General features: G+C 64.9%; 23 protein-coding genes and 1 tRNA gene. 14 read left to right on the plus strand and 10 right to left on the minus strand.

The features are described 5' to 3' along the window. Window positions 1-168 precede the first annotated feature (168 nt). The gene (locus tag KF838_09810; protein ID QYK47077.1) at window positions 169-1629 is read right to left on the minus strand and encodes a glycosyltransferase; all 1461 of its coding nucleotides are present in this window, start codon (window positions 1627-1629) and stop codon (window positions 169-171) included. 85 nt (window positions 1630-1714) lie between these two features. Further along, complete coding sequence (locus KF838_09815) at window positions 1715-2194, minus strand: hypothetical protein (protein QYK47078.1); 480 nt, start codon at window positions 2192-2194, stop codon at window positions 1715-1717. Window positions 2195-2441: 247 nt separating this feature from the next. Here KF838_09815 and KF838_09820 point away from each other — a divergent pair. From KF838_09820 to KF838_09850, 7 genes are all read left to right on the plus strand, one after another. Continuing rightward, a tRNA-Leu gene (locus tag KF838_09820) sits at window positions 2442-2525 on the plus strand. Window positions 2526-2658: 133 nt separating this feature from the next. Beyond that, window positions 2659-3993, plus strand: a complete 1335-nt coding sequence (locus KF838_09825; protein QYK47079.1) for a hypothetical protein — start codon at window positions 2659-2661, stop codon at window positions 3991-3993. Between the two features lie 95 nt (window positions 3994-4088). After that, the gene (locus tag KF838_09830; protein ID QYK47080.1) at window positions 4089-6095 is read left to right on the plus strand and encodes a hypothetical protein; all 2007 of its coding nucleotides are present in this window, start codon (window positions 4089-4091) and stop codon (window positions 6093-6095) included. Between the two features lie 19 nt (window positions 6096-6114). Next, window positions 6115-7089: a hypothetical protein gene (locus KF838_09835; protein ID QYK47081.1), complete on the plus strand. Its 975-nt coding sequence runs from the start codon at window positions 6115-6117 to the stop codon at window positions 7087-7089. Window positions 7090-7206: 117 nt separating this feature from the next. Continuing rightward, the gene (locus KF838_09840; GenBank protein QYK47082.1) at window positions 7207-8337 is read left to right on the plus strand and encodes a HEAT repeat domain-containing protein; all 1131 of its coding nucleotides are present in this window, start codon (window positions 7207-7209) and stop codon (window positions 8335-8337) included. A gap of 84 nt (window positions 8338-8421) precedes the next feature. Then, on the plus strand, window positions 8422-10332 hold the full coding sequence (locus tag KF838_09845; GenBank protein QYK47083.1) for a peptide ABC transporter substrate-binding protein: 1911 nt from the start codon (window positions 8422-8424) through the stop codon (window positions 10330-10332). Beyond that, window positions 10329-11336: an ABC transporter permease gene (locus tag KF838_09850; GenBank protein ID QYK47084.1), complete on the plus strand. Its 1008-nt coding sequence runs from the start codon at window positions 10329-10331 to the stop codon at window positions 11334-11336. Before KF838_09845 ends, KF838_09850 begins: the two co-directional genes overlap by 4 nt. A 55-nt stretch (window positions 11337-11391) precedes the next feature. On the opposite strand, the gene KF838_09855 is transcribed toward KF838_09850, so the two are convergent. The 5 genes from KF838_09855 to KF838_09875 all read right to left on the minus strand — a co-directional run bounded on the left by KF838_09855 (window position 11392) and on the right by KF838_09875 (window position 13730). Next, entirely contained in the window at window positions 11392-11790 is a 399-nt protein-coding gene (locus KF838_09855) for a hypothetical protein (GenBank protein ID QYK47085.1), read from the minus strand. A gap of 87 nt (window positions 11791-11877) precedes the next feature. Further along, window positions 11878-12318 carry a hypothetical protein gene (locus KF838_09860; protein QYK47086.1) on the minus strand — a complete coding sequence of 147 codons (441 nt, stop codon included), beginning with the start codon at window positions 12316-12318 and terminating at the stop codon, window positions 11878-11880. After that, the gene (locus tag KF838_09865) at window positions 12315-13025 is read right to left on the minus strand and encodes an aminodeoxychorismate/anthranilate synthase component II (GenBank protein ID QYK47087.1); all 711 of its coding nucleotides are present in this window, start codon (window positions 13023-13025) and stop codon (window positions 12315-12317) included. The genes KF838_09860 and KF838_09865 overlap by 4 nt, the downstream gene beginning before the upstream one ends. 37 nt (window positions 13026-13062) lie before the next feature. Further along, the gene (locus KF838_09870; GenBank protein ID QYK47088.1) at window positions 13063-13332 is read right to left on the minus strand and encodes a hypothetical protein; all 270 of its coding nucleotides are present in this window, start codon (window positions 13330-13332) and stop codon (window positions 13063-13065) included. After that, on the minus strand, window positions 13329-13730 hold the full coding sequence (locus KF838_09875) for a hypothetical protein (GenBank protein ID QYK47089.1): 402 nt from the start codon (window positions 13728-13730) through the stop codon (window positions 13329-13331). The genes KF838_09870 and KF838_09875 overlap by 4 nt, the downstream gene beginning before the upstream one ends. 460 nt (window positions 13731-14190) lie before the next feature. On the opposite strand from KF838_09875, the gene KF838_09880 reads away from it, so the two are divergent. Both KF838_09880 and KF838_09885 read left to right on the plus strand, forming a co-directional pair. Further along, window positions 14191-14475: a hypothetical protein gene (locus tag KF838_09880; GenBank protein ID QYK47090.1), complete on the plus strand. Its 285-nt coding sequence runs from the start codon at window positions 14191-14193 to the stop codon at window positions 14473-14475. Between the two features lie 52 nt (window positions 14476-14527). Next, window positions 14528-15124, plus strand: coding sequence for a hypothetical protein (locus KF838_09885; GenBank protein ID QYK47091.1), 597 nt, complete (start codon window positions 14528-14530; stop codon window positions 15122-15124). A gap of 25 nt (window positions 15125-15149) precedes the next feature. On the opposite strand, the gene KF838_09890 is transcribed toward KF838_09885, so the two are convergent. Together KF838_09890 and KF838_09895 are read right to left on the minus strand one after the other, a co-directional pair. Further along, window positions 15150-15602 (minus strand): hypothetical protein, encoded by a 453-nt coding sequence (locus KF838_09890; GenBank protein QYK47092.1) that lies wholly within the window; start codon window positions 15600-15602, stop codon window positions 15150-15152. A gap of 74 nt (window positions 15603-15676) precedes the next feature. Next, entirely contained in the window at window positions 15677-18259 is a 2583-nt protein-coding gene (locus KF838_09895; GenBank protein ID QYK47093.1) for a serine/threonine protein kinase, read from the minus strand. A gap of 152 nt (window positions 18260-18411) precedes the next feature. Here KF838_09895 and KF838_09900 point away from each other — a divergent pair, with 152 nt between their 5' ends. The 3 genes from KF838_09900 to KF838_09910 all read left to right on the plus strand — a co-directional run bounded on the left by KF838_09900 (window position 18412) and on the right by KF838_09910 (window position 22488). Beyond that, the gene (locus KF838_09900; protein QYK47094.1) at window positions 18412-19545 is read left to right on the plus strand and encodes a glycoside hydrolase family 43 protein; all 1134 of its coding nucleotides are present in this window, start codon (window positions 18412-18414) and stop codon (window positions 19543-19545) included. An 89-nt stretch (window positions 19546-19634) separates the two neighbouring features. After that, window positions 19635-21659, plus strand: a complete 2025-nt coding sequence (locus KF838_09905; GenBank protein QYK47095.1) for a S9 family peptidase — start codon at window positions 19635-19637, stop codon at window positions 21657-21659. 304 nt (window positions 21660-21963) lie between these two features. Continuing rightward, on the plus strand, window positions 21964-22488 hold the full coding sequence (locus tag KF838_09910) for a GNAT family N-acetyltransferase (GenBank protein ID QYK47096.1): 525 nt from the start codon (window positions 21964-21966) through the stop codon (window positions 22486-22488). Between the two features lie 701 nt (window positions 22489-23189). On the opposite strand, the gene tnpA is transcribed toward KF838_09910, so the two are convergent. Beyond that, window positions 23190-23696 carry an IS200/IS605 family transposase gene (gene tnpA, locus KF838_09915; protein QYK47097.1) on the minus strand — a complete coding sequence of 169 codons (507 nt, stop codon included), beginning with the start codon at window positions 23694-23696 and terminating at the stop codon, window positions 23190-23192. A gap of 318 nt (window positions 23697-24014) precedes the next feature. Between tnpA and KF838_09920 the strand changes: the two genes are divergently transcribed. Both KF838_09920 and KF838_09925 read left to right on the plus strand, forming a co-directional pair. After that, window positions 24015-24986 (plus strand): hypothetical protein, encoded by a 972-nt coding sequence (locus KF838_09920; protein ID QYK47098.1) that lies wholly within the window; start codon window positions 24015-24017, stop codon window positions 24984-24986. 66 nt (window positions 24987-25052) lie between these two features. After that, window positions 25053-25934, plus strand: coding sequence for a hypothetical protein (locus tag KF838_09925; protein QYK47099.1), 882 nt, complete (start codon window positions 25053-25055; stop codon window positions 25932-25934). Window positions 25935-25936: the final 2 nt, after the last annotated feature.

The raw sequence follows: 25936 nt of genomic DNA on the forward strand, positions 1-25936 counted from the left end.
CGCGGAGGCCGAAGCAGGCGTATCCCCAGTGATACGCCGATACAGGCCGACAATGCCACGCGAAGTCGCAGCCAGCTCCGGACGCTACGAATGGACTGAAACTGCTCTAGCCGCACGCCGCCCCGGAGTTCAGCCCTTCCGAACTCAACATGCAGAGAGCCATCTCGCTCAATTCGGAGCGGCCACAGACTTGTAGATCTGTGTGCAACGCTCGGCCGCGCCATCCCACGTAAGACGCCGCACCTCGAACCGTCCGTGCTCGCGCAGCGTCTGGCTCAGCGGCGGGTACTTCAGCACGGCCACGATCTTGTTGGCCATCTCGTCGATATCCCAGAAATCAACCTTCAGCGCGTGCGTCAGCACCTCCGACACGCCCGACTGCTTCGAGATGATCACCGGCGTGTCGTGGCTCATCGCCTCCAGGGGAGCAATGCCGAACGGCTCCGACACGCTCGGCATCACGTAGCAATCCGCCATCTTGAACACACGCTCCACATCCGCGCCGCGCAGGAAGCCCGTGAACAACACCTTGTTCCCGATCCCCATCCCCGCGGCCAGCTCGATCATCCGCAGCGCCATGTCACCCGACCCGGCCACCACGAACTTCACGTTGTCCACCTTCTCAAGCACCCGCTTCGCCGCCGCGATGAAATACTCCGGCCCCTTCTGCATGGTGATCCGGCCGAGGAACAGCACGATCTTGTCCCGCGCCTCGATCGTCTGCTGAGGGACGGGCTGCCCCGACTCCTGATCGACGCCGTTGTACACGACCTCGATCTTCTCCGCCGGAACCCCGTACCGCCTCGTGCAGATCCCCTTGGTCAGCATCGACACGGCGATCACCTTCGCCGCCGCGTGCATCCCCTCGCGCTCGATGTCGTACACACGCTGATTCACATGCTCGCCCGAGCGATCAAACTCCGTCGCATGCACGTGCACCACCAGCGGCTTACCCGTCACATACGACAAGGCGATCCCCGCCGGATAGGTCAGCCAGTCGTGCGCGTGGATGACATCGAAACTCTCGCGGTACCCGAGCGCGACGACCATCCTTGAATAGCGCTCGGCATCCGCGACCAGATCGCCCCCATACTGAGAATCACCCTGCTGCATCGGCTTCATCGCCGCGATCGCGGCACCGATCGCCGCCGCACCGACGCCGCCCCCGACGCTCCCGCCGAACCACGCCATCGCGTCCGACGCGCTCGTCATCGAACCCATCGAACGCATCGCGTCCATCATCCGATCGACCGCGTGCGGCGCACGGGGATACGGGCTCACAAACGTCGATTCGACCGCGTGAACGCTCGACCCCGTCATCTCGATCGGGCGGCCATCCGGTGCGGTCAGCGCACCCTGCCGGCCCGCAGAAGCCCCCGCAGGACCACCCCCGATGCCCGCATCAGACTGATGAGCCGCCGCGCCGCTCGCGGTTGCCGCCAGCGACGCAACGCTCGCGGGGCTGAGCAATCGCACATGCGTGCGATGCGTGTCCGCGATCGGGCGAGGCAACACGAAAATGACCTGGTGACCCTGCCGATCCAGCGCGCGCGTCAACCCGTAGCAAGCCACACCGAGCCCGCCCGCAATAAACGGCGGAAACTCCCAGCCCAGCATCAGGATCCGCATCGGACGCTCCGCCATCGCTCACGCGATCCCTTCATTCGAATCCGACCCGCACACACCCGGAGCACGCCGCACACCGGCGCTGCACTCACTCGTCCCCATCCGCTTCCATATCACCGAGATTGCGGAAGCAGGCCTCGTACGCGAGCAGAACCCCCGAGACCTCATCCGCGTTGCGCTCAGACGCCCGCCCGGGCAGCCGCGTCCGAAACGTGAACAGCTTGTCCTCAGATCGATAGTGCTCAACCGCAAGACCCGAGGCATCGCGACCGCCGATACGGACCCCGAGATCCGCGAGTTCGTCGTCCAGCAACTCCGAAATCTTGTCCCCTGTGTTCAAGAGATCCGCCTCGATCGAGTGGCTCAACCAGCGATCGGCCATCACCAGCGACACGCTCACCACATCGCCATCGACCTCAACGCGATACGACGCAGGCGCCGCCGCACCTTTCGCCTCACACTCCAGACGCGCCGCACCCTCGATCGAAACACGTCCGAAGACGCCCGCACCCGTCGCACGAGCCAACACCCCGCCCAGCAGCCCGGAATGTGATACCGCTCCGTTCACGCCATACTCCGACTGTTACCCAAGATCACCATCACCACACCACGACCAAACACCGATACCGGGGCTTCCACGAACGAATCGCTCGCGGCGGCCTGTTCCAAGACTCCATGCCGAATCGGGCCACACGATAGGCCCCTCCGATCTCAGAATCCCCCTCAACACCCTCTCTCAACACACGCAACTCGACACCCAGATTCCTCTGGCCTATTCTCAATGCTCGCCGGTCGTTCAGCGACCAGGCCATCACGCCCAGATGGCGGAACTGGCAGACGCGCTACCTTGAGGTGGTAGTCCTGGCAACAGGGTGGAGGTTCGAGTCCTCTTCTGGGCATTTCTGCTCGGACGCAAAGGCGTCCGCTGCGCATACGTCGCTCCGACCCCTGCGCTCCCCCGCATAGGGTCTTTCCCTCGCAAGCCCTTTGTCGCTGGACACATCCGTCCGGTTCCATCACAATGCAAGCGCGATGAAACCCAGACGCCGTTCGATGTCTCTCGTGGGGACCGCTCGCACGCTCCTCCTGAGCGGCACGCTCTGCATCATCAGCGTCGCTATCGCCGACCAGCCCGCATCCAACACCATCACCGCGCCCTCGCGCGACGCAGAGCCCGAGTGCATCCTCCACCTCGTCGGCGGGAGGCAACTCCAGGCACGCCTGATCTCACGATCAGACGCCGAAATCGTCGTACGCGTCGGACCCATCCCCACCACCTACAAGCGATCAGAAGTCGATCGACTCGAGATCCTCCCCCCGGTCCTCGATCGCTACCGCTCCATGCGGGCGGCCATCGACGACTCCGATGTCCCCTCCCTCATGGTGCTCGTCGACTGGCTCCGCTCGCGCGACCAATACGCCGAAGCAGTCGCAGAGCTCGATCACATCCTCAGGATCGAACCCGGAAACATCCGCGCCCGGCAAATCAAGACACTCATCGAGCAGCACCTGGTCCTCCAGCAGAATCCGGCCCCACCTGCCGATCCCGCAGCGGCCACCGCAACGCCTCGTGCTCCCAGGACCAACCGTCCCGAGTTCCCACTCCTGAACGCCGACGAGATCAACCTCATCAAGGTCTACGAGATCGACCTCGCCAAGCCCCCGAGGATGCGCGTCGATCGCCAGACCATCGAAGACCTCATCCGGGCCTACCCCCACTCCGATCTGATCCCAACCTCCAGAGAGGGGCGAGACGCGCTCCTCCGACAGAGCCCCGACCGCATCCTCGACCTCATGTTCCGACTCCGCGCCAGAGAGTTCTACTCCCGTGTCCAGGTCCTCGACCAGCCCGAATCGCTCAAGGCCTTCCGCGACAAGGTCCACTCCACCTGGATCATGAACTCCTGCGCCACCGACCGTTGCCACGGCGGAACCGACGCAGGCAGACTCGTCCTCTACAACCGCTCGCGAAACGCCGAAGCCGCGGTCTACACCAACTTCCTCATCCTCGATCGCTCCACGCTCACCGATGGAACGCCCCTGATCAACTACGACCAGCCCCAGCGCTCGCCCCTCCTTCACATGGCACTCCCCAGGGAGCGATCCCTCTTCCCCCACCCCGAAACCCTCGCCGCACGCGCCTGGAAACCCGTCTTCACCTCCCAGCGAGACCGCCGCTTCGAGGACGCGCTCGACTGGATCAGAACCATGTACCGTCCACGTCCTGAATATCCCATCACGTTCGTCCCCCCCACCGGTGAGACACTGCTCCGCCGGGCTGCCGACCAGCCGCGGGACGCCGATCCGCCCGAGCCCGACCCACAGGAACTCCCCGATGAGACCCCTTCAATCGAACCGCCACGATGAGCGATGCGGATTGTGCTAAAGTCTCCCACGGGGTCGCCCGGGCCCTCTCTGGCCCCAAAGCCACCCCAGCATCTACTCCCGAGAGCCACCCACACATGCGTCACACAAGACCCAACAAAGCCATCACAAACCACCGCGCGGCCATCGTCCTGACCGTGCTCCTCGCGGGGCTCGCATCCGGATGCGACCGCGATGCCGAAGCACGCAAGGCCATCGACGCCGCGAACGTCCAACTCGCGACGCTCAACTCCGGCCTCGGCAGCTCTCCGACCGCCGCGACACGCGACAAGGTCTACACCAGCGTCACGACCTCGCTCACAGCCGCCGCCGGCTCCGATCGCGCCGCATACGCCGCTTCCGCGAACATCCTCCTCGCCAAGGCCCACGCCGGCCTTGCCGAGACACCCGCGGCCACCGCCGCATCCATCGAGTCTGATTCTCTGAATCGCTCGCGCGTCATCCGCGCCGACCTCGCCCAGTGGCTCGAAATGTCCGCCATCGCCCAGGCCGCAGAGCGATACGACCCCTCCGGCGAGATCGCCCAACTCGATTCACAGATCAAGCAGATCGCCGACGCCATCGCCGGGCTCACCAGGGCTCGCGAGCAGGTCTCCGCTCGCCACGCGGCCCTCACATCCGAGGCATCCGATCTCAACGCCCAGGCAGGCACGATCCGAAACGCCATCGGCGAACTCCGAATCCGCTCAACAACCGTCACCGCCACCGAAGCCGCGGCCATCTCCGAGCGCATCCGCGAACAGAGCCGAAACGCCGACGCCCTCGAACGCCGCGCCTCCGAGATCCTCGCCGAGGCATCCCCGATCGTTCCGCAGATCGAAGAGATCGACCTCAATATCGCCGGCCTCAACAACCAGACGAACTCGCTCCGCGCCGCCCAGGCCGCCGCCCTCCAACGAGGCAAAGACGCCAAGACCGAAGCCGCAGAGGCCCGCGCCCTCGCATCCGCCGCCGCACAGCGTCTCGACACCGCCGTCAACGAACTCGTCTCTCTTCGCGAAGGCGATCTCACAAGGGCCTATGAGCAGGCGCTCCGTTCACTCTCGACATCCTCCGCGGCCGCACGCAAGGCCGCGAACGACAACCGCACCGGCGCCAAGCTCGCCGAGGGCACCGCACTCCAGATCTCCGGCGACCTTCTCTGGCAGCAGGCACACGGCCTCGCCGAGCACCACGCCCTGATGTCCTCGCTCGCCTCCGCTTCTCCCGACCTCCCGCGCAGCGGCGCGTACGCCGGCATCGCCGCCTCCGCCTCGACCGCTCGCTCCGAGGCCCTGCTCCGCGCCGCCGAGGCCTATGAGCAGGCCAAGAACGCCCTCACCTCCGCCGGCGCGAAGGGCGAAACCAGCACGCGCCTCGAACGCGTCGGCCGCATGCTCGATCTCATCATCCAGGCCACCCAGGGCCAGGAAGTCGACTGGGCCGCTGCCGGTCGCGCTCCCGCCCCGATGAGCGAATCGTTCGACGAGTCTTCGGGCTCGCTCTCCGGCGAAACGCCCGACCTCGCCTCGACGATCCAGGGGTGGCTCGATCGCCTGAACGCCGGCGACGGTGCCTTCATCTCAAGCATCGTCTATTCCGACATCCCCGCGCTCAATGCCATGATGTCCTCGATGGGCGATCTCATCGTCAAGGGCCAGCGACTCGACGCGCTCTGCACCGAACGCTTCGGACAGTCCCTCACCGAGTTCGCCTCGTCACAGGCACAGGGAATGCCCGGCGTCTCCGGGCTGCCGGATCTCGGCTCGTTCTCCGCGCAAGACCTCGACATACAGACCGTCGGCGATCGGGCCGAACTCACACTCGAAGACGGCACCACACTCCGTTTCCGCATGTTCAACGACGGCTGGAAGCTCGACCTGTCGAAGAACTCACTCCCCGAAGAACTCGCGATGGTCGTCCCCATGCTCGACCAGCTCGCCCCCATCTTCCCCGCCATCGCATCCATCACCGACGAACTCATCGCCGAAACACAGGCCGGCGCATACGTCTCCACCCAGGCCGTCTACATCGCACAGCAGCAGAAAATGATGCCCATCATGCTCCAGATCATGGGCTCCATGCAGCCCCCCGGCGGCGGCTGAACCCCTACCAATTCGCCCGATGACCGCACCCGAATCAATCGCAGAGCATCGCAGAGAAGACGGCCCACCTCTTCTCGATGTCTCCATGCACCTCCACACACCCGCTTCCCCTGCCGTCGGCACCGTCGTCGGCTCCCAACGCTGCACCCGCCCCAAATCCCACGCCTTCGTTCGCCATATCTCGATCGACGTCTCAGGAACTTCTCTCGCAGGCGTCATCCGCCCCGGACAGTCCTTCGGAATCATCCCGCCCGGAACCGACGAGAAAGGACGCCCCCACAAGCTCCGGCTCTACTCCATCGCCTCACCCTCGCGTGGCGAGGATGGCGCAGGCAACGTCATCGCCACCACGGTCAAACGCACCATCGACGAGCACTGGGAATCGCACCGACTCTTCCTCGGTGTCGCCTCAAACTACCTCTGCGACCTCCAGATCGGCGACAAGGTCTCGCTCACCGGGCCGAACGGCAAGCGCTTCGTCCTCCCCAAAGACCCCTCCTCCCACGACTTCACCTTCTTCGCAACAGGCACCGGCATCGCCCCCTTCAGAGGCATGATCATCGATCTGCTCGAATCCGGCGCACACTCCAAGGTCACCCTCGTGATGGGCGTTCCGAATGCCAACGACCTCCTCTACCACGACGACCTGACCAACCTCGCCGCACGACATCCGAACTTTACCTACATCCCCACCCTCAGCCGCGAGCGTCAGCCCGACGGCTCTCCCCCCGCTTACGTCCAGCAACGCCTCTCCACCCATCGCGAGATCCTCGAGCCCGGGCTCTGCTCAGACCGAGGCCTGATCTACATCTGCGGCCTCGCGGGCATGGAAATCGGCATCTTCCAGCAACTCGCCCGCATCCTCCCGCCCCAGCACCTCGACACCTACCTCAAGCTCGATCCCGAGGCCCGATCCTCCATCGACACGTGGGAGCGTCGCATGATCCACAAGCAAGTCCGCCCCACTCGCCGCATCTTTACAGAGGTCTACTGAGGCCCGTTCGAGCCAAGCCCCGGTCCTATTGTTGAGGCCCGGTTCGCGTCCCCCCAAAGCCGCATCCGGCCATTCTGTGAAGGTCCACGTCCGACCCGGACGAATCGGAGCACCCACTTGGCGATTCTCACACCCAACACACGCGCCCGATCGCTGGCCCTCTTGCTGGCTCTCACGCTCGCGCTCTTCATCTCCCCGTGGGCCAGAGCACAGAACGAACTCCCGGCCGCTGTCGTCCAGTCCACAACGCTCAACGACGCACAACGCCAGGAAGCCGCACGCTACGCCCAGTCGGGGCTCGCCCTTCTGAGGAGCGCACAATGGTCCGAGGCCCGGCGCGGCCGCGACCAACTCCTCCGCCCCCTCGAAGACTCCCAGACCGCCTCATCCGTCTCCGTCGCCTTCCGCCTCGAGTACGCCCGCGAACTCGTCCCCACCCTCTCGACCCTCGCCGGCCGCGACCAGTCCGACCTGACCCGCCTCAACGCGATCCGCCTCCTCGGCGCGATCGCTACCGCTCAGTCCGCCGCCGCGATCGAGCCCCTGCTCACCGACGCCTCCCCCGCCATTCGGTTCATGGCATGCCAGGCCGCAGGCACGACCTTCCGCGCTCTTGCGAGCTCCAGCCCCGCGCTCCCCTCCGGCGAGGCCGTCCGACTTGTCAACCGTCTTGCCTCACTCGCAACCTCCGAGAAGGACCCCACAGTCGTTGACAGCGCGGTCACCGCCCTCGTCGACGCCTCGAAGGTCGATATCGCGAACTACACCGAAGTCCGCGAGGGCGCGTTCCAGCAGATCGCCCGCTCCATGTCCGCACGCATCCAGGCACTCCCCACAGATTCGCTCGACGAGGCAACCCTCGCCACCATGCTCCGCGCGGGCGTCGCCGCACGCGACGGGCTGATCGGGCGCACGAAGCTCAGCGCATCGCTCAACCGCGAACTCGCCGCCTTCGGAGGCGATCTCGTCGCCTATGTACGCACCCGACTCAAGGCCGGGCACATGCCCGCGCCCGGCTCCGGCATGCTCCGCTCCGCGCTCGAACAGCTCGCATCCACCGGCGAAGCGAACGTCTTCTACGCGCTGCTCGCTCTCGACGTCTCGCGAGATCCCACGTCTGTCTCTTCCGTGCTGCAGGATGGCAACGCCCAGACCGATGCCCAGTTCATCCAGCAGGCCGAGACATTCATCAGAGACACGCTCGTCGCGAGGCCGCTCTCATTCCCCGCAGATCGATTCATCAAGTAATCCGCTGCGGCAACGCCGGTCCCGCCAGATCCGACGCCAGATCGCCAACCAGAAGAGCCGCCCGCCGGTACCCTTTGGAGCACGATGCTCCGGGCCTTCGTACCCATCCTCCTCCTGATCGTTGCGCTGGCGATCTCCCTCGCGGGCGACCGCCCCACGCCACGCGCCGACTTCACGTTCATCAACAGGGGTGAGGTCAACACCCTCGACCTGCAACGCATGTCCTGGATGCAGGACCTCCGCGTCGGACGACTGCTCTTCGAAGGGCTCGTCCAGCAGGACGTCTTCGATCCCGACTACGCGATCATCCCCGCCGCCGCCGAGTCCTGGCGCGTCACCGAAGACGGCCTCGTCTACACCTTCCATCTCCGCGACAACCTCAAATGGTCCAACGGCAAGCCCGTCCGCGCCTCAGATTTCCTCTTCGCGTGGCGACGCCTCCTTCTCCCTGACACCGGCGGCGACTACGTCCGCCAACTCCAACTCATCCGCGGCGCAGAAGACTTCACGAACTGGCGGCTCGAAGCCCTCGCGCAAGCCGCCCGGGGAGATGGTCCCACCGGATCCGAACTCTGGGCCGACACACTCGCAAAGTTCGACGAACTCGTCCACGCCCGCGCCCCCGACGATCGCACGCTCATCGTCACGCTCGATCACCCCGCCCCCTACTTCCTCGACCTGCTCGCGATGCCCCCCTTCTTCCCCGTCTACCCGCCGCTCGTCTCGCAATACGAGCGCGTCGATCCCATCACCGGCCGTCTGATCATCGAGTCCGGCTGGACCAAGCCAGGCCACATCGTCACCAACGGCCCCTTCCTCCTGAAGACATGGCGTTTCAAACGCGACATGCGCCTCCGAGCCAACCCCCTCCACCGGCTCTATGACACGCTCGCCATCCGCACCATCGCGATCCCAACCGTCGACGATGCCAACGCCATGGTGCTCGCCTATCGCTCCGGAGCCGCCGACTGGGTGACTGACGTCGTCGCCCCGTACCGGGGTGATATGTACCAGCAGAAACTCGCGTTCATCCGCGAGCATCAGGCCGAGTACGACGCGCTCAAGTCACAGGGCCTCGACGAGATCGAGATCGCCCGGCGCCTCCCCGACGATCCGCGCAACCACCTCCACGTCCTCCCCGTCTTCGGCACCTATTTCTACAACTTCAACTGCTCCCCGCGCCTGGCCGACGGCCGTCCCAACCCCCTCGCCGACGCCCGCGTGCGCCGCGCCCTGGCCATGATGATCGACAAGCGTGCCATCGCCGAGGGTGTCCGTCGCGTCGGCGAGCCCGTCGCACGCACGCTCATTCCCCCCGACTCTCTCGCCGGATACACCGCACCCGCCGGACTCCCCTGCATCTCCGACATGCACACGCAGGCCGATCGCGACACTCTCATCGCTCAGGCCCGCTCCCTCCTCGCAGAAGCCGGGTTCCCCGATCCCTCGAAAATGCCGGCCATCTCCATCCTCTTCAACAAGGACGGGGGGCACGACCTCATCGGCCAGTCCATCGCCTCCGATTGGCAACGCCACCTCGGCATCCCCGTCAACATCGATCAGAAAGAACTCAAGATCTTCCGCGAAGACCTCAAGAACAAAAACTACATGGTCGCCCGCGCCGGCTGGTACGGCGACTACGGCGACGCCACGACCTTCCTCGACATCAACCGCATCGGCGACGAGAACAACGACCGCAACTACCAGAACCCCGCCTACGACGATCTCCTGCGGCGTGCCTCCCTCGAGCCGGATCCGCGTGCCCGCCTCGATCTCCTCCAGAGAGCCGAAGCCATGCTCGTCGAAGTCGAACTCCCCTTCGTCCCACTCTTCCACTACTGCAACATCTTCCTCTTCAACGCCCACAAGGTCAGCGGCATCAACGCCCACCCGCGCCAGACCCAGAACGTCTACCTCATCGACATCCTCGGCGATGGCAAAGGCCCCGACACGCCTCGCTCCACCCCGCCCCGTCGCAACGGAGACGCCAAATGACCGGCGTGATCCTCCGTCGCCTCATCCAACTCCCGATCATCGTCGGCGCCGTCTTCCTCATCACCCTCGCCCTCGCATGGGGCATCCCGGGCAACCCCCTTGAGAACCCCGAGGGACGCCGCCCACCTCCCGAGATCGCCGAAGCCATGAAGGCCCAGTACAACATGGACTCCTTCTGGTCCTTCGCCACCTCCTACGTCGATCGCGCCACCGGTGCCCGCTGGCTCCGCGCCCGCCTCTCAGGCGAGCACGAACGCCGCGATGCCGAGGCCATCGCCGCAGGACTCGCCCCACCCGATCGCTACGTCTTCGATCTCGGCCCCTCACTCCAATACCGCGACCGCACCGTCAACGAAATCATCGGCTCCTCACTCCCCGTCTCCGCCACCCTCGGCCTCGCGGCCATCCTCATCGCTCTCGTCATCGGCCTCGCCGCCGGCGTCATCGGCGCGATCAGACCGAACTCACCCGCCGATGTCGCCACTCTGACGCTCGCCCTCATCGGCATCTCCACACCCACCTTCGTCGCGGGCACTCTTCTCCTCCTGCTCTTCTCTGTCCTCATCCCCATCTTCCCCGTCGCCTCCTGGGGCTCTCCGCGCGACATCATCCTCCCGGCCATCACGCTCTCCCTCCCCTTCGCGGCGTACATCGCCCGCCTCTCACGCGTCGGCATGATCGAGGCCCTCTCCTCCGACTACATCCGCACCGCCCGCGCCAAAGGGCTCCCCGAGCGCACCGTCATCCTCAAGCACGCCCTGAAGAACGCCTTCCTCCCCGTCCTCTCCTACCTCGGCCCCGCGACCGCGCTCGCCATGACCGGCTCCTTCGTCGTCGAGCGCGTCTTCACCGTCCCCGGCCTCGGCCAGCACTTCGTGAGCGCGGTCCAGAACAAGGACCTCTTCCTCATCATGGGCATCGTCGTCGTCTTCTCGACGATGCTCATCCTCTTCAACCTCGCTGTCGATGTCCTCTACCGCTGGGTCGATCCGCGGATCTCATGACCACCGCGTGACTTCGCGCTCATGCCATGTCGAGGCTGCCATCTCGAGGGTGCCATCAGTTCCCGTCGCGTCTCGCGACGGAACTGATGCTCTTCTCGTCCACCCGCCCGATCGCCCTCTTCAACCTCCGCCCGTGCCGGTACCCCGTCACAAGCTTCACCAGTCCGATGAGCCCATAGCACCATCCCCCCGCGGCAATCAGTCCCGGCACATTCGTCGCGAGCAACCCCAGCGACACCACCGGGATCCCGCCCAGCGCCGCCCAGTTCACAACCTCGTCCCACACCACCATCCGCTCGATCTCATCCAGCCCCAGCCGCTCACGGAGCCGCCACCCCCGCGCGTACAGCGCGACAAACACCAGGCACACCGCCAGAAACCCGATGCTGAACAGCGCCATCAGCAGCCGCGCATACCCCACCCTACTCGCCGCACCACCCGTCCCCACGAGCATCCTCCGGCCTCAGTGCCTCGCGCCGCTCACGAATGCCCAATGCCGAATGCCCAATGCCCCCTTCCCTTTGCCGCCTCTGCCCCTACTTCATCGCTCCTCAAACCTCGCGTGCTCAGGCATATCAAACGTCACCATCTCACCCACCGCAAAGTCCTCGGCCCGCTGCCGATGATCACCGATCTCGCACACCAGCGGGAACCCCGCGTTCACCGTGATCGTGTTCGCTCGCGCGTCAGTCGCCACCACCGTCCCCTGCACCCTGCGCGGCCGTCCGAACACCGGCTCCACATACCGCCCGCCAGTCTGGACCGAATCCACCCGCCTCGTGCTCCCACGCACCACCCCCACGATCCGCTTCCCGACCTGCGCCGTCACCGGCCCGGTCGGAATCAGGTGCGTCTGGTACGACGTGTTCGGAAACGAGACCACGATGTACCCCGGCTTGGTCGCCGTCGGAGCAACGACCTGCTCCAGCGTGCCGCGGGCTGTATCGATCGCAACAGGAGTCGTCGGAGAAGGGTGAATCATGCGACCAGCGTAGGCGATTTCGGCCTCCGCGGGCGATCGCCCATCTTGAGGAAGTTCGCCAGCAACTGCGGCCCCGCATCCGTCAGAAAGCTCTCCGGGTGGTACTGCACACCCTCCCAGTTCTGCCTCCCCGCATCCTTCCACACCCGCCGAATACCCATGATCACCCGATTCTCCGCCCTCTCCTCACCGTCATACGTCCACGCCGAAACCTTCCATCCATCTTCGCCCGGCTCGCCGTTCTCATCAAGCCAGGGCTCCCGAGGCATCGTCTCCGGCACAATCACCAGCGAGTGATACCGCGTCGCCGTAAACGGATTCGGCAACCCCTCGTACACACCCTTCCCATCGTGCCAGATCGGGCTCGTCTTCCCGTGCATCTGAATCCGGTGCCTCGCCACCGTCATCCCGTGCATGTCACCCATGCACTGATGCCCGAGGCACACACCCAACACCGGCACACGCCCCGCAAACCGCCTCATCACCTCGCTCGAAACGCCCGCCTCACGCGGCGTACACGGACCCGGAGAAATAATCACATGGCTCGGACCACGCCCGCCATCCAACGCCGCCGCCTCATCCGGCGTGATCCGATCGTTCCGCACCACCACCAGGTCGCGATCCGGCTCCAGCGTGGGATCAAGCTCCCCGAGGCGCTGCACCAGGTTCCATGTGAAACTGTCGTAGTTGTCGATGAGCAGGATCACGGCGGATGCTAGTCCCTCCACGTCCAACCCGTCCGAATCACCCCGGCATCGGGGCGATCCGCGGCACCACCCACTCGATCAGCACATAGATCGCCGCACCCATCAGGATGATCCCCAGCACGATCGACGCGCTCATGCCCAGCACGTGCCGCCAGTACCGATCGAGCGATCGCATGCGTACGGCCTTGTACACGACCGAAACGCCGAACGCCATCGGAATCAGCAGCAGAAACCACCACCGATGCGCATCGATCGGGTCAACGAAGGGAATATACGCGAGCGCGATCGCCCGCTCGATCAGCATCACGCGCCCCCTCCCCGCTCGGCACCGTGCTCTGCTCCCACACCCTCGCGGCGACCACTCCCACTCGGGCGTACACCCCGATCCGAAGGAAAGAGGGCATCCAGCACCGCGATCAGATTCAGCATCCCCGCCACGGCACAGAACAACATCCCGAGTTCATTCACCTTCGCGACACTTCTCACCTTCGGTGGCCGCCCGTCTCCATTCCCCGGCTCAATCCACCCCCCGGGTCCTACTCGTTCATCCGGCAGCGCGCTCCGACGAACTCCGGTCGTTCGATCCACCCCCTTGAATCCGTTCTGGTGGATCCAATCCACGCCAAACGCGACCGGCCCCGTCCCCGCCTGGGCGAAGAACCACACAGGACTCTCCCGCCGATCGACCACGTCGATCCCACCCACGAACACCCCCATCGCGAACAGCCCGAGAACACCCCCGCAGATCAACCTCCCCCGTCGCCGCTCGCCCCGGATCCAGTGACCAAACCCGGGCAGCAAAATGGCTAGAACACCACCAAGAAAGTCCACCTTCGGGGTGTTCCGAGGCGGCTGCGCGTGTTGTGGATCGGCGGTGGACACTGGTCGCAGACTGACCTCTCGGCAAGGCACACCCGATACGCCGGACAGAGAAGCGCCGGAACCTCCGGCCCCCGGTTTGACAGGTTGCGCGATCAGGGTACTGTACCGCCGTTCCGGAGACCGGCTGGCAAGCCGCGTCCTTCGGGCATAAGAATCGTCGCAACGGGGAGCGTCCGGGTTACGGGCTCTGCCCGAATCGAACGCTCGGAGAGTGCAGCGCAATCGCCCGCGCTGGCAAGGAACTCTGGTCCCCATCGAAGGAAACCGAACAAGGACGCTCGCGATGCCTCTGGACACACTGCTCATGCCGCCCGCGACTGCTTTCTCTGACGACCGCGCCACCGGCTACTCCGCCGACGAGATCTGGAAGAACGATCTCACCGCGCCCGCAGCCCCATGGACCGTTCTCGCCGCCGATGAGGAGGACGAGGACGAGGAAGACCCCTTCGCCGACGACGAAGATGAGGGTGGTGACGTTGATGAGTTCGAGGACGACGACGATTTCCTCGAAGAAGACGAGGAGGAGTTCGAGGAGGAGTCCGACTTTGACGATGACGACGACCTCTGAGTCGTCCGTCTGACTCGTTCTCGCGAGCCGGCGGGCAGAAGGAAGACCCGCCATGCCGAGCCGCACGCGCCAAGCAAAGTCCGAGAACTCCGATCCGTCCACGCCACCAGAGCCGCACACCGGACAGCAACCCGGAACGCCCGGCTACGGTTCCGTGGTCGATCGCCGCTCAGGGCTCGACCGGCGCGAGATCGCCGCCGCTCTCGAAAGAGCCCGTCGGCTCAACGCCGCCGAAGAACCCGGCGATCAAGACTCACCGCCAACACAGACCAACACACCCCCCACAGGCCTCGAACGCCGCCGAGGCCCGGGCCGCCGCCTCTCCGACTTCACCCGCTCAGCCGAAGAAGGAGAACTCACCAGCGAGCAGTTCCTCTTCGTCATGGCCATCGAGGCCTTCAAGCGCTCCAACGACCGCATGTTCCCCACCTGGTGCGACGTGCTCGAAGTCGTCCGCCTCCTCGGCTACCGCAAGACCATGCCCAGCGAACTCAACCTCCGCAACGCCGAAGACTGGCGAGAATCACCCCTCACGCCCTCCAACGTCCGCGCACCACGCTGGAACGAGAACGGCAAGGTCGATGCCGAACGCGCCAAGTCCTCAACCAGTGGACAGCACCGCCGCGAGAGCGATCGTCGCGCGGCGTGAAATCGCTCGTCTCCTCTGCCCGAAATCAGACGGTTGTGGGGAGAGAACTATCCACAAACTCGAGCACCTCGGAGGGCACCGGATCCGCGGGATCGCTCGCATCCGCTACGACCCACGTCCACGCCGCGGCCATGACCGGGTCGCTCGGCTGAGACCCCTGCGCAAAGGTGTCAACCATCGCATCCAGCGCGTTCGCGTACGCAATCGCGTTCGTCGGCGTCAGTGTCACCACCTGCGAACCCATCGCGTCCTCGGTGAACGTCCGGCGCATCCACGTGTTGACAGCCGATGGCATGCTGCCGCTGGAAGCGCCAAGCCAGTCGCGGGCCGACGCCTTCATCGTCCCGGTCGGCGGCGCTGGGTTCATATCCAGCAGCGTCTTCACCAGACGGCGCAACGTTCGCTTGAGCGCGATGGCATTGGTATAAGGAATCGGCTGGGACACTTCCACGGCCTTGACAGTGCTTTCAGCTTTCATAAGGACCTCCCGCGAATGTGAGCGGACCAGACACGCGAACGCCGCAGCCGAAGGCCGCTCTCAACAACCTCATTCTAGTCCTTTGGACTCTCAGACGCTGAACGGCGCCTGTCACGCTCCGCGATCCACCGATCGCGCTCGACCGTGTTCCCTGTTGCCTCGTAGAGCTTGATAAGACGCCCATGCGTCAGCTCAAGGGGCCGCACCGCGAGCTTGCTCTCACGCAAGCCCCGTTCGGCCTCAAGCAACTCGATCTCCGCTTCCTCAAACCGCTTGAGGTCAACAAGAATCTCCGCATGCATCGAATGAACGTTCAACGTGCGCCACGATTCCGATCCAAGAAGCGCCTCGTAAATCGCGATGACGCGCTCAAGCAACCCGAGAGCTTCCGCGTGCCGACCCTGCTGTCGAACCGCCGCGGCCAAGATCGAAAGCGTCGCCGCACTCGTCTCGCTGTTCGGCCCCGTTCGATCTTCATAGATCTCAAGAGCTCGCCTCGCCGCATCCTCGGCCTCTACGAAACGGCCGATGCTCCGATACGACGTGGAGAGTGCCGTGAACAGCACCGCGATGTCCACCGTATCCGACCCTCGGATCCGTGTCTCAATCTCGATCGCTCTTTCAATCGCCGCAAACGCCTCGTCGTGTCGGCCGACCTGGCTCGCGGCTTCCCCGTACCAACCAAGATACCTCGCCTTATCAAGCTCCGGAATGTCAAGTCGATCCGCAGACTCTATCACCCGAGTCATCAGGTCATATCGCTCTTGCCTGCGGCCCTGCGGCGCAAGAACCTGCGTTGCATACGTCGTCATGACCACAAGATGTTCCAATGTCTCTTGTTTCAGGGCCATGGCTTCTTGAGCCCGGCGTTCCGCGTCCTCGATCAGAGCGACGCTCTCCGGCGACCTCTTGTTCTGCGCAAGCACGCCGGACAGAAGCTGCGCGGCATACAGCGTGCGATGATGATCCGCGCCCAGTTCCTGGGTCAGGATCTGGTATGCCTCGCTCGCGTAAGAGAGCCCGAAGGAATCCTCAGGACGAAAGCGGCACACAATGGTCAGATTCACTAATACTTCGGCCAGTCGCGTCCGAGGCGTTTCCGGATCATCACGCATCAGCGATATCGCGCTCGTGAAATGGTCGTACGCCGCGCCGCTACGCCCGAGCGCGCGATAAATCTCTCCGATCTGCTGCTCGACGGCCGCCCGAACCGAACCATCCTCTATCTGGTCCAATTGTTGAACGAGCCCATCCAGCACCTCCGCGACAGTGAGATCCTTTCCCTCTGACTTGCGAACATTCGCTGATCCCAGCACGTCTTCAACAAACAACTTCGAGAACGCCCCCGAACGCGCCGCCTCACGCGTCGCCTTCTTCTCCTGGCGCCTCGTCTCTTCGATCGCCTCGCTCAACCTCGTGTTCGTCCTCGTCAACTCATTGTTCGCCAAAGTCGCCTGATACAGCCCGTACCCCGCGCTCGCAAGCCCGCCCACCAACGCCAGCACAATCGCCGTCGCCGACACAACCAGCGCACGGTGACGCCTCACATACTTTCTGGCCCTGTACCCAAGCGTCGGAGGCACCGCCTCCACCGCCTCACCCGACAGATACCGCTGAATGTCCTGCTCCAGCTCCGCCGGCGACTGGTAACGACGCGACGGCTCCTTCTCCAGGCACTTCATCACCACCCAGTCCAACTCGCCCTTCAACTCCCGCGCCAGACCCATCCCGTCCGTCCCGCGAACCATCGCCAGACGATCACGGAACACCCCGGAACGCGACACACGCATCGACGGCCGCGCCGGCTCCGATTCCGAGATGATCCGCTCCGTCTCCGCAGCCGTCTTGTACTTGAACAACGCCGGATCGAGCGGCATCGCCCCCGCCAAAAGCTCGTACAGCATCACGCCGATCGAGTACACATCCGTCCGCGTGTCAATGTCCAGCAGCCCACGCACCTGCTCCGGAGACATGTAACCCGGCGTCCCCACGATCTGGTGCAACTGCGTGTACACCGTCTGCTCGCCCTCATGATGCTCCACCGGCTTGGCAATCCCGAAGTCGATGATCTTCACCACCGCCTTCCCGTCCGACACCGTCACAAGCACGTTCGACGGCTTCAGATCCCGGTGGATCATCCCCTTCGTGTGCGCGTGCTGCACCGCGCGGCACACCTGCCCCACCAGCTCCAGCCGCTCACGCAGCGTCAGCTTCCCCTCATCGCAGAACGTCGTGATCGGCAGCCCCCTCACCAACTCCATCACGATGTACGGGCGCCCGTCCGGCAGCTCAGCCGTCTCGAACACACGCGCAATCCCAGGATGCTCCATCCGCACCAGCGATTGCCGCTCGCGCTGGAACCTCGCGATGACCTGGTCGTTCTCACGCCCCGCACGCAGCAGCTTGATCGCCACCTGCCGGCGCACCGGCTTCTCCTGATCCGCAAGATAGACAACGCCGAACCCGCCCTCGCCCAACACGCCCCGCACCCGATACGGCCCGATCGTCTCCGGCGCGGGCCTGCGTGGCTGTGAGATCCCCGAGGGCGTCTCACCCATATGCCTCGAACCGATCATGCTCGGCTCAGGCGCGCCGCCTCCACCCCTCTCATCAGGACCCGCGCCGCCCGGATTCGTCCGTTCATCGTCAGAGTGCAACGCCGAACCCTCCAGTTGTCACAAGTGTAAGAGTTTCTTCTCCCCGAAGGAACACGGCTCCCAGGCCGCGCCGCCCCGTACTTCGCATATGGTTCGGCAATCATCAGGGCCTCGCTGGGGCACCTCACGCCACACACCGACGGAGGACAACCATGCGCAACGCCACACCCATCGCCCTCTCGCTCCTCCTCGCGCCCTCCTTGCTCGTCGGCTGCTCCGCCCTTGACGCCGACGAACGCCATTCCCAGGTCCAGAAGATCCAACGCCGCCTCCCCGAGTCCATGCGTGCCGCCCGCACCACCGCGCCCGGCGAGACCGACTGGTACATCCTCGCATACTTCAGAGACCCGAAGTTCAACAAAGCGGGCGAGTTCGGCCTCTATCTCGCCACCTCGCGCGATGGATACACCTGGCAACCCGCGAACCTCGACCGACCGCTCTTCGTGCCGCGCGTCGGCGTCTCAAGCGGCATGCGCGACCCATGCATCGCACAAGGCCCCGACGGCGTCTTCCACTGTGTCTGGACCTGGGAAACCGGCGACCGACGCAGCATCGGCTACGCACGCTCCACCGATCTCATCACATGGACCGACATCCGCTCACTCAAGGTCATGCCCGACACCGTCAGCATCGATTACTGCTGGGCGCCCGAAATCATCTGGGATTCCGCCTCAACCCACTGGGTCCTCGCCTGGTCGTGCGCGATCGAGGGCCTCAATCCCGCGACCGAGAAGCAGGCCGAGTGGAACCACCGGATGTACTACTCCACTACGCGCGACTTCCGCACCCTCTCGCCCTACCAATCGCTCTTCGATCCCGGCTACCCCTCCATCGACCCCGCGTGGATCGAACTCCCGCCAGATTGGATCCCCAAAGGCCTCACCCGCCCCGCCGACTCCGAGAGCATCTTCGACGCCCCCGCCGCCGGACCCGCCACACCCAGCGACCCCGGACGCTGGCTCCTGCTCTACAAAGACGAGCGCCAATGGCCTGAGAAAAAACAGATCCGCGCCGTCCGAGGGCTCACACCAGTCGGCCCCTTCGGCACTCCCTCCGCCTCCCTCACCATCCACTGGGTCGAAGCCCCAAGCGCACAGATCATCGACGGCAACCTCGTCATCTACTACGACGAATACCGCGAAGGACGCTACGGCGCGATCCGCTCCGCCGATCTCTTCAAGTGGGAAGATGTCCAGAACCTCATGTCCTTCCCACCCCTCACCCGCCACGGTTCCGTCATCCGCGTCACGCCCGCACAGTGGCAACGTGTCCACGATCGGCGATGACCCCCGCCGATGACTGGCTCATCCCCAAAAACCGCCAGAACCAAACGCCCCCAGCCCGGTATCCTGTAAGCCCCAAAGGAGATCCTCACATGCCGAGCACAACGCCCGTCCATCACGCGGCTGTCCTCCTCGCCCTCTCTCTCTCAACCCCACTCGCCCTCGCGCAGCACGCCGGCGCACCAGTGCCGCTCGCCGGCACGGCCGCCGCCGCCTCGATCTCCACCACCGAGCCCCTCGCCTCCATCTCCCTCGAACGCTTCCTCAAGATCCGCGCCCCCGGCTCACCCCAGATCGCGCCCGACGGCACCCTCTACGTCCGCGACTGGCCCGATGGCATCTGGCAGCTCTACCGCGTCCAGGGCAACGCCGCCGGTCCCGACTCCAAAATGACCAAGCTCACCAACTACGCCGACGGACTCTCCGGATACTCCATCTCCCCCGACGGATCCAGGATCCTCCTCCTCCACGCCGTGGGCGGCAACGAGAACACCCAGATCTCACTCCTCGATCCCAAGGCCGCGCCCGGCGATCCCAACGCCATCAAGCCCATCGTCAGCGATCCCAAAGTCCAGTTCGCCGCGAACAAGTGGCTCGCCGATTCATCCGGCTTCCTCTACAGCGGCAACGCCGAAAGCCCCCGCGACTTCTACCTCTACCTCTTCGACTTCGCCACAGGCAAGAGCACCCGCATCCTCAACCGCCCCGGTTCATGGAGCTCTTCCGACATCACCGCCGACAAGTCCCGCGCCCTCGTCTCCGAGTATCGCTCCATCTCCGACACCTCCATCTACGAACTCACGCTCTCCGACGGATCACTCAAAGACCTCGGCCTCACAAGCCCCGACGGCTCCACCGTCTCGCAGGGCCTCGTCGGCTACCTCCCCGGCGAAAAGAGCGTCCTCATCGTCGCCGACATCGAAGACGGCATGCGCAAGCTCTACCAGAAAGATCTCGCCACCGGCGCAACCTCAAAGCCGATCTCCGAGATCAACGACTACGAGATCGACTCCGCCTCCATGAACACCGAACGCACGCTCCTGGCCGTCGTCACCAACCGCGACGGATACGGCGCGCTCCAGCTCTACCGCCTCCCCGGCTACGACAAGGTCACGCTCCCACCCATCGAAGAGGGCGTCATCTCCCTCAACGAACTCAAGGCCGACCGCATCACCTGGTCCGTCTCCAACGCCCGCACCCCCGGGCTCGCTTACACCTGGAACGTCCCGCCCATCGGCCGCGCCGCCGACAAAATCCGCCAGGTCACCCTCGCCGACACCCAGGGCATCGACCTCGCTCGATTCACCCTCCCGAAACTCATCCGCTACAAGGCCGTCGACGGGCTCGACATCCCCGCCTTCCTCTTCCTCCCGCCCGGCTACGTCGAAGGCACACGAATCCCCTTCATCGCCAACTACCACGGCGGCCCAGAAAGCCAGTTCCGCCCGGTCTTCAGCGCCCAGAACCAGTACCTCCTCGCTCAGGGCTTCGGCATCATCCAGCCAAACGTCCGAGGCAGCACCGGCTACGGACGCGCCTTCCACATGATGGACGATTACAAAGGCCGATGGATGTCCGTCAGCGACGGCGTCGACGCCGCACAGTGGCTCGTTGACAACAACCTCGCCAGGCCCGGACGCATCGCCACCTACGGCGGCTCCTACGGCGGCTTCATGTCCGTCGCCACACTCGTCGAAGACGGCATGCGCGTCGAAAGAGGACAGCAGAAAGAACCCCTCTTCGGCGCAGGCATCAACGTCGTCGGCATCGTCAACATGAAGACCTTCCTCGAGCAGACCAGCGGCTACCGCCAGAAACTCCGCGAGGTCGAGTACGGCCCGCTCTCCGATTCAGAGTTCCTCGAGTCCGTCTCACCGATCAACCACATCGACAAGATCAGAGTCCCCATGCTCATCGCCCACGGACTCAACGACCCGCGCGTCCCCGTCGGCGAAGCCATGCAGCTCGCCGTCGGACTCATGCAACGCGGCTACGAACCCGAGCAGATCTACTTCCCCGACGAAGGACACGGCTTCGCCAAACTCTCCAACCGCCTCATCTTCTCGCAACGCATGGTCGATTTCCTGCGGAAATCCATCGGCACCGACGCGGAATGACACTGGGACCACTCCTTCCTCTCGGGACAAAGCACTCCGACCACTTCCTCCGCGCACTTCGCCGTGCTCCTCCTTGACGCGCGTCCCTCTTTCTTTCCCCCCTCTGCCCATCTGCCCCAACTCTCTTCTCCGTGCCCTCCGTGTTCTCTGTGGTGAATGCCTCTCTGCTCTGCCGTCGCCTCTCCCCGAGGAACCCGCGCCCCCTCGTCCCGGCCCCACTGCGCGCCAACAATCCCCGTTCCGCCCGGCCCAGCCATAGACTGGCCCGCGCACGCTCGCATAGCTATGCTTGTGATGAATAAAGATGCTTGAAGCCCCCGCCCTCCCCATCGTCGTCCGCCGGGTTCGCTCCTCCGATTCCATGGAAGAGCTGACCTCGCTCCTGCACCGCGCCTACGCCGAGCAGGTCGCCATGGGGCTCAAGCCGCTGGCAGGACGCCAGACCGTCGATGTCACCCGCGCCCGCTCCGCCACCGGCGAGAACTACGTCGCCACGCTCGGAGAAGGCGGCCCCCTCGTCGGCACCATCCTCTTCCAGGAGAGAGAATCCGCCGCCTTCCCCGAGTGGTTCCTCCGCCCCGAAGTCGCCCACTTCTCCCTCTTCGGCGTCGATCCCCTCCATCAGGGCCGAGGCATAGGCGGCATGCTCCTCCGCGCCGTCGAGCAGCGCGCCGTCGAACTCGCAAAGACCGAGATCGCGCTCTCCTACGCCGAGCCCGACACCAAACTCGCCGGCTTCTACGCCCACCGCGCCTACCGCTTCATCCAGCACTGGCAGTGGCCCTACACCAACTACCGCAGTGTCATCCTCAGCAAGTCACTCGTCTGAGCAGTGCCGAGGCCCGCACAAAGCAAGCAACGGGTGAGCAGGCGGCCGGCGTTTGCTGTTCGGCACCCTACCTGCTCGACTCTTTCCATCACTTCCTTCGTCCTGTCTTCCTCGCTTGACGGCCCCGCGGGCTGCGCCGCGGTCGCTGCCGCGACTTCATGGAGTTGTCGCTCTTCGCTGCGAAGCAGCGTGCGGCGGTTGCCAGCGGGCTGTGCCGCGGTTGCCAGTGTGCGGCAGTTCCCAGCCGGAACTCCACGGAGTTGTCGCTCTCCCGCTGCGGAGCAGTGTGCGGCGGTTGCCAGCGGGCCGTGCCGCGGTTGCCAGTGTGCGGCAGTTCCCAGCCGGAACTCCACGGAGTTGTCGCTCTTCCGCTGCGGAGCAGTGTGCGGCAGTTCCCAGCCGGAACTCCACGGAGTTGTCGCTCTTCCGCTGCGGAGCAGTGTGCGGCAGTTCCCAGCCGGAACTCCACGGAGTTGTCGCTCTTCCGCTGCGGAGCAGTGTGCGGCAGTTCCCAGCCGGGACTCCACGGAGTTGACGCTCTTCCGCTGCGGAGCAGCGTGCCGCGGTTGCCAGCGGCTGTGCTGCGGTCGCTGCCACGACTTCGTAGAGTTGGCGCTCTCCCGCTGCGGAGCAGCGTGCTGCGGTAGCCAGGGGTGCCGCGCAGTCCCGAAGGCACCGCGCAACCTCTGGAAAGCGACCCATCACACACCCCTCTTCCTTCTTCTCCTCGCCCCGGCAGGGGCACGCTGAACCCTCAAACCGCAGTCAACATACTGCTCTTCAAACTCCACGCCATGCGCCTTCAGCAGCGCAACCAGCTCCTCCCGGAATGACCACTTCGCATGGTGCTCCGCCTGACTCTTGATGTACGCCTTCACCACGCCCGCCTGCGACTGGCTCACCGAGAACACGCCGTACCCCACCTGCCACGCAAACGGCTTCACGCCGCGCGACTCATGCATCCAACGCGACGACCGCGTCTTCACATGGCGAACCAGAACAGAGATCGACTCCTCCGTCCCCCACCGCACCAACATGTGGATGTGATCCGGCATGCCGCCGATCGCGAGCAGCGTGCCGCCCTCATCACGCACAATCCCGCCGATAAAGCCATACAGATCATCCGCGCCCTCCGCCCCGATCCACGGCGTGCGGCTCTTGGTCGAAAAAACAATGTGCAGCAGAACCTGTGACCATGTGCTCGGCATGAGATCCTCCCGCGCCACAGCATACCCGATCCCAAGGCGCTCACCGCGTGCCCCTGCCGGGGCGATCAATGAAGAGCGAACAACTGTGAGTCGTCTCCGCTCTCCAGGGGTTGCGCTCGGGGCTTCGCCCCTCACTGACCCCTGGCTACCACAACTCGCCGCTCCGCGGCGGAACGCCTCCGCCTTGATCGCTCCACCCCTCACCCCTCCCACATTCCCAAAAATCTGCACCTCTCACTGACAAACGTCTGTCAGTGAGAGCCCGATTTCGCGCACGCGCCACCTTGCATCCGCTCGCGCACCGCGTATCTTCGACGCATGGTCGCTCACACCGCGATATCTCGCTCCGATCACGCCGGCCCTGCGGGCAGCCCTCCCGGTGGCGCCGTTCTCCAGAGCGGTGATGCCTGCTCTTCTCCATCGCCCATTTCCCATTCCCTCTCCGCGTCCTCTTCCTCCACTCCGTCACTCAGTCACTCCGTCACTGAGTCACTCCTCATCGCCCTCGCCGATCCCGACGCCTCCTTGAACTCCGTCGCGCGTCAGTTCAACATCTCCCTCGCCGCGCTCACGATCTGGCTCGCGCGCCCGGAGATCCAGGCCCGCGTCCGCGAGATGGAGACCGGCGCAAGCACGCACACGCGCCTCGCCTCATCCCTCAACCTCTCCTCCGCCGTGCGCGTGCTTGTCCGCATCCTCGACGACTTCCACGCCCTCGCGCGCTCCAAGCCCGATCCCACAACCCACCTGAGCGACCTCGACTACATCCGCGCCTCCGAGCGCGCCCGCAAGGCCGCGTACCACCTCTACCGACTCTCACGCATCGTCCCCATCGACGCCGCTCACCTCGCCCTCGCGCGCGTCCACTTCGTTCGGGTGCCACTGGTTCCCGGTCAGCACAGCGAACCGGAACCAGTGCTCGATGAATCGCGCTCACCTTCCCGAACCACGAACACACGTGAGCGGACCGCCTCTACGCCCGGTTCCCAACTCCCAAGCCAGCCGGTTCACCCGGCGGGCGCTCTCCATGACCTCCCCACCGCATCGTCCCTCAAGGAAGATGCGGACTCCCGCGTAGAGACCTCCTCCTCTCCCCCTGCCCCTTTGCCCCTCCGTCCCTCTGACCCTTCTCCCTCCCCTCCGCGTTCCTCTGATCCCTCCGCGTCCTCTGCGTTCTCTTCCCGATCCATCCGTCCCGCAGACCTCATCCGCGCGGCATCCTCCTCCACCCCACTCCGCCGCGTCACAATACTGCCCAGACTCGCCAGACTATCCACCGATTCCGGGTAGAACGAGCACGCCAACCTGCCTATCCTGCCGGGATCGCTTCGACGAACAACCCCGGGAGGGCTGGTCATGAAGTCATCGTTCAACACCGCACGCCTCAATCTCCTGATCGCCGCGGCAATCCTCATCCCGATCAATCCATCGCTCGCCGATCCGCCCGTCGAGATCGAGGCCGCTGCCATCGCGCCCGATGAGACGATCGACCAGTCCCCGCTGCCGAAGGCCGCGCCGCGAGTCGAAACACTCCAGACCATCATCACCCGTGCAAACGGCACGATCCGACGCGCCGGCGACGCACCCATCCACGAGAGCGATGTCCTCGCCGCGATGCAGAGCCCGATCAGACTCAAACTCAGCGGCGTCACCTTCGCCGAGAATCCCGATGGCTCCCTCAACGCACTGTCGGCGACCTTTGTCAATCGCAACGTCTCCTTCAACAACTCAGCGAGCGAACGCGAGATCCGCGAGAAATCCCGTCAACTCGGCAGCACCGAAGCCGCCGCTAACAAACGTGTCCGCGACTTCAAATCAAAGTGGACCCGCACCATCAAGAGCAACAAGTCCGGCGAGCCCACCGTCATGTGGGTCCACCCCGGCTGCCAGAAGCGGTTCAAGCCCAAAACCGATGCAAACTACCAGCAGACGCTCGGTAACATCATCGCCGAGGGCCAACGCTCCATCGACTCCGCCCGCGCATCTCTCGCAAGCGCCCGCGAGCGTTCCGCAACGCTCCGCGAGTCCACGCTGAAAAAGGCACGCACCGTCGACACATCGATCCGACTCCCCGCCGATTCCCAAGCCGTTGCCGATCTCCGGCTCGGCAGGGCAGTCACACTCGAACTCGAAGTCACGGGCATCACCATCGGGCGAGACCACGAGAACGTCATCGGCGGCGGCCGCTACGTCAGCGCAATCCACCTCGCGCCCACAACCTCGCTCACCGCGAAGTAATC

The organism is Phycisphaeraceae bacterium, assembly GCA_019454185.1.
GTDB lineage: Bacteria > Planctomycetota > Phycisphaerae > Phycisphaerales > UBA1924 > JAHBWV01.

What these genes read in the sequence shown, in the direction of transcription:
- KF838_09890 (QYK47092.1), bottom strand. Translation starts at nt 15,602, where the DNA reads ATGAAAGCTGAAAGCACTGTCAAGGCCGTGGAAGTGTCCCAGCCGATT.
- KF838_09860 (QYK47086.1), bottom strand. Translation starts at nt 12,318, where the DNA reads ATGATTCACCCTTCTCCGACGACTCCTGTTGCGATCGATACAGCCCGC.
- KF838_09855 (QYK47085.1), bottom strand. Translation starts at nt 11,790, where the DNA reads ATGCTCGTGGGGACGGGTGGTGCGGCGAGTAGGGTGGGGTATGCGCGG.
- tnpA (QYK47097.1), bottom strand. Translation starts at nt 23,696, where the DNA reads ATGCCGAGCACATGGTCACAGGTTCTGCTGCACATTGTTTTTTCGACC.
- KF838_09850 (QYK47084.1), top strand. Translation starts at nt 10,329, where the DNA reads ATGACCGGCGTGATCCTCCGTCGCCTCATCCAACTCCCGATCATCGTC.
- KF838_09900 (QYK47094.1), top strand. Translation starts at nt 18,412, where the DNA reads ATGCGCAACGCCACACCCATCGCCCTCTCGCTCCTCCTCGCGCCCTCC.
- KF838_09825 (QYK47079.1), top strand. Translation starts at nt 2,659, where the DNA reads ATGAAACCCAGACGCCGTTCGATGTCTCTCGTGGGGACCGCTCGCACG.
- KF838_09910 (QYK47096.1), top strand. Translation starts at nt 21,964, where the DNA reads ATGCTTGAAGCCCCCGCCCTCCCCATCGTCGTCCGCCGGGTTCGCTCC.
- KF838_09845 (QYK47083.1), top strand. Translation starts at nt 8,422, where the DNA reads ATGCTCCGGGCCTTCGTACCCATCCTCCTCCTGATCGTTGCGCTGGCG.
- KF838_09920 (QYK47098.1), top strand. Translation starts at nt 24,015, where the DNA reads ATGGTCGCTCACACCGCGATATCTCGCTCCGATCACGCCGGCCCTGCG.
- KF838_09905 (QYK47095.1), top strand. Translation starts at nt 19,635, where the DNA reads ATGCCGAGCACAACGCCCGTCCATCACGCGGCTGTCCTCCTCGCCCTC.
- KF838_09880 (QYK47090.1), top strand. Translation starts at nt 14,191, where the DNA reads ATGCCTCTGGACACACTGCTCATGCCGCCCGCGACTGCTTTCTCTGAC.
- KF838_09810 (QYK47077.1), bottom strand. Translation starts at nt 1,629, where the DNA reads ATGCGGATCCTGATGCTGGGCTGGGAGTTTCCGCCGTTTATTGCGGGC.
- KF838_09885 (QYK47091.1), top strand. Translation starts at nt 14,528, where the DNA reads ATGCCGAGCCGCACGCGCCAAGCAAAGTCCGAGAACTCCGATCCGTCC.
- KF838_09830 (QYK47080.1), top strand. Translation starts at nt 4,089, where the DNA reads ATGCGTCACACAAGACCCAACAAAGCCATCACAAACCACCGCGCGGCC.
- KF838_09925 (QYK47099.1), top strand. Translation starts at nt 25,053, where the DNA reads ATGAAGTCATCGTTCAACACCGCACGCCTCAATCTCCTGATCGCCGCG.
- KF838_09835 (QYK47081.1), top strand. Translation starts at nt 6,115, where the DNA reads ATGACCGCACCCGAATCAATCGCAGAGCATCGCAGAGAAGACGGCCCA.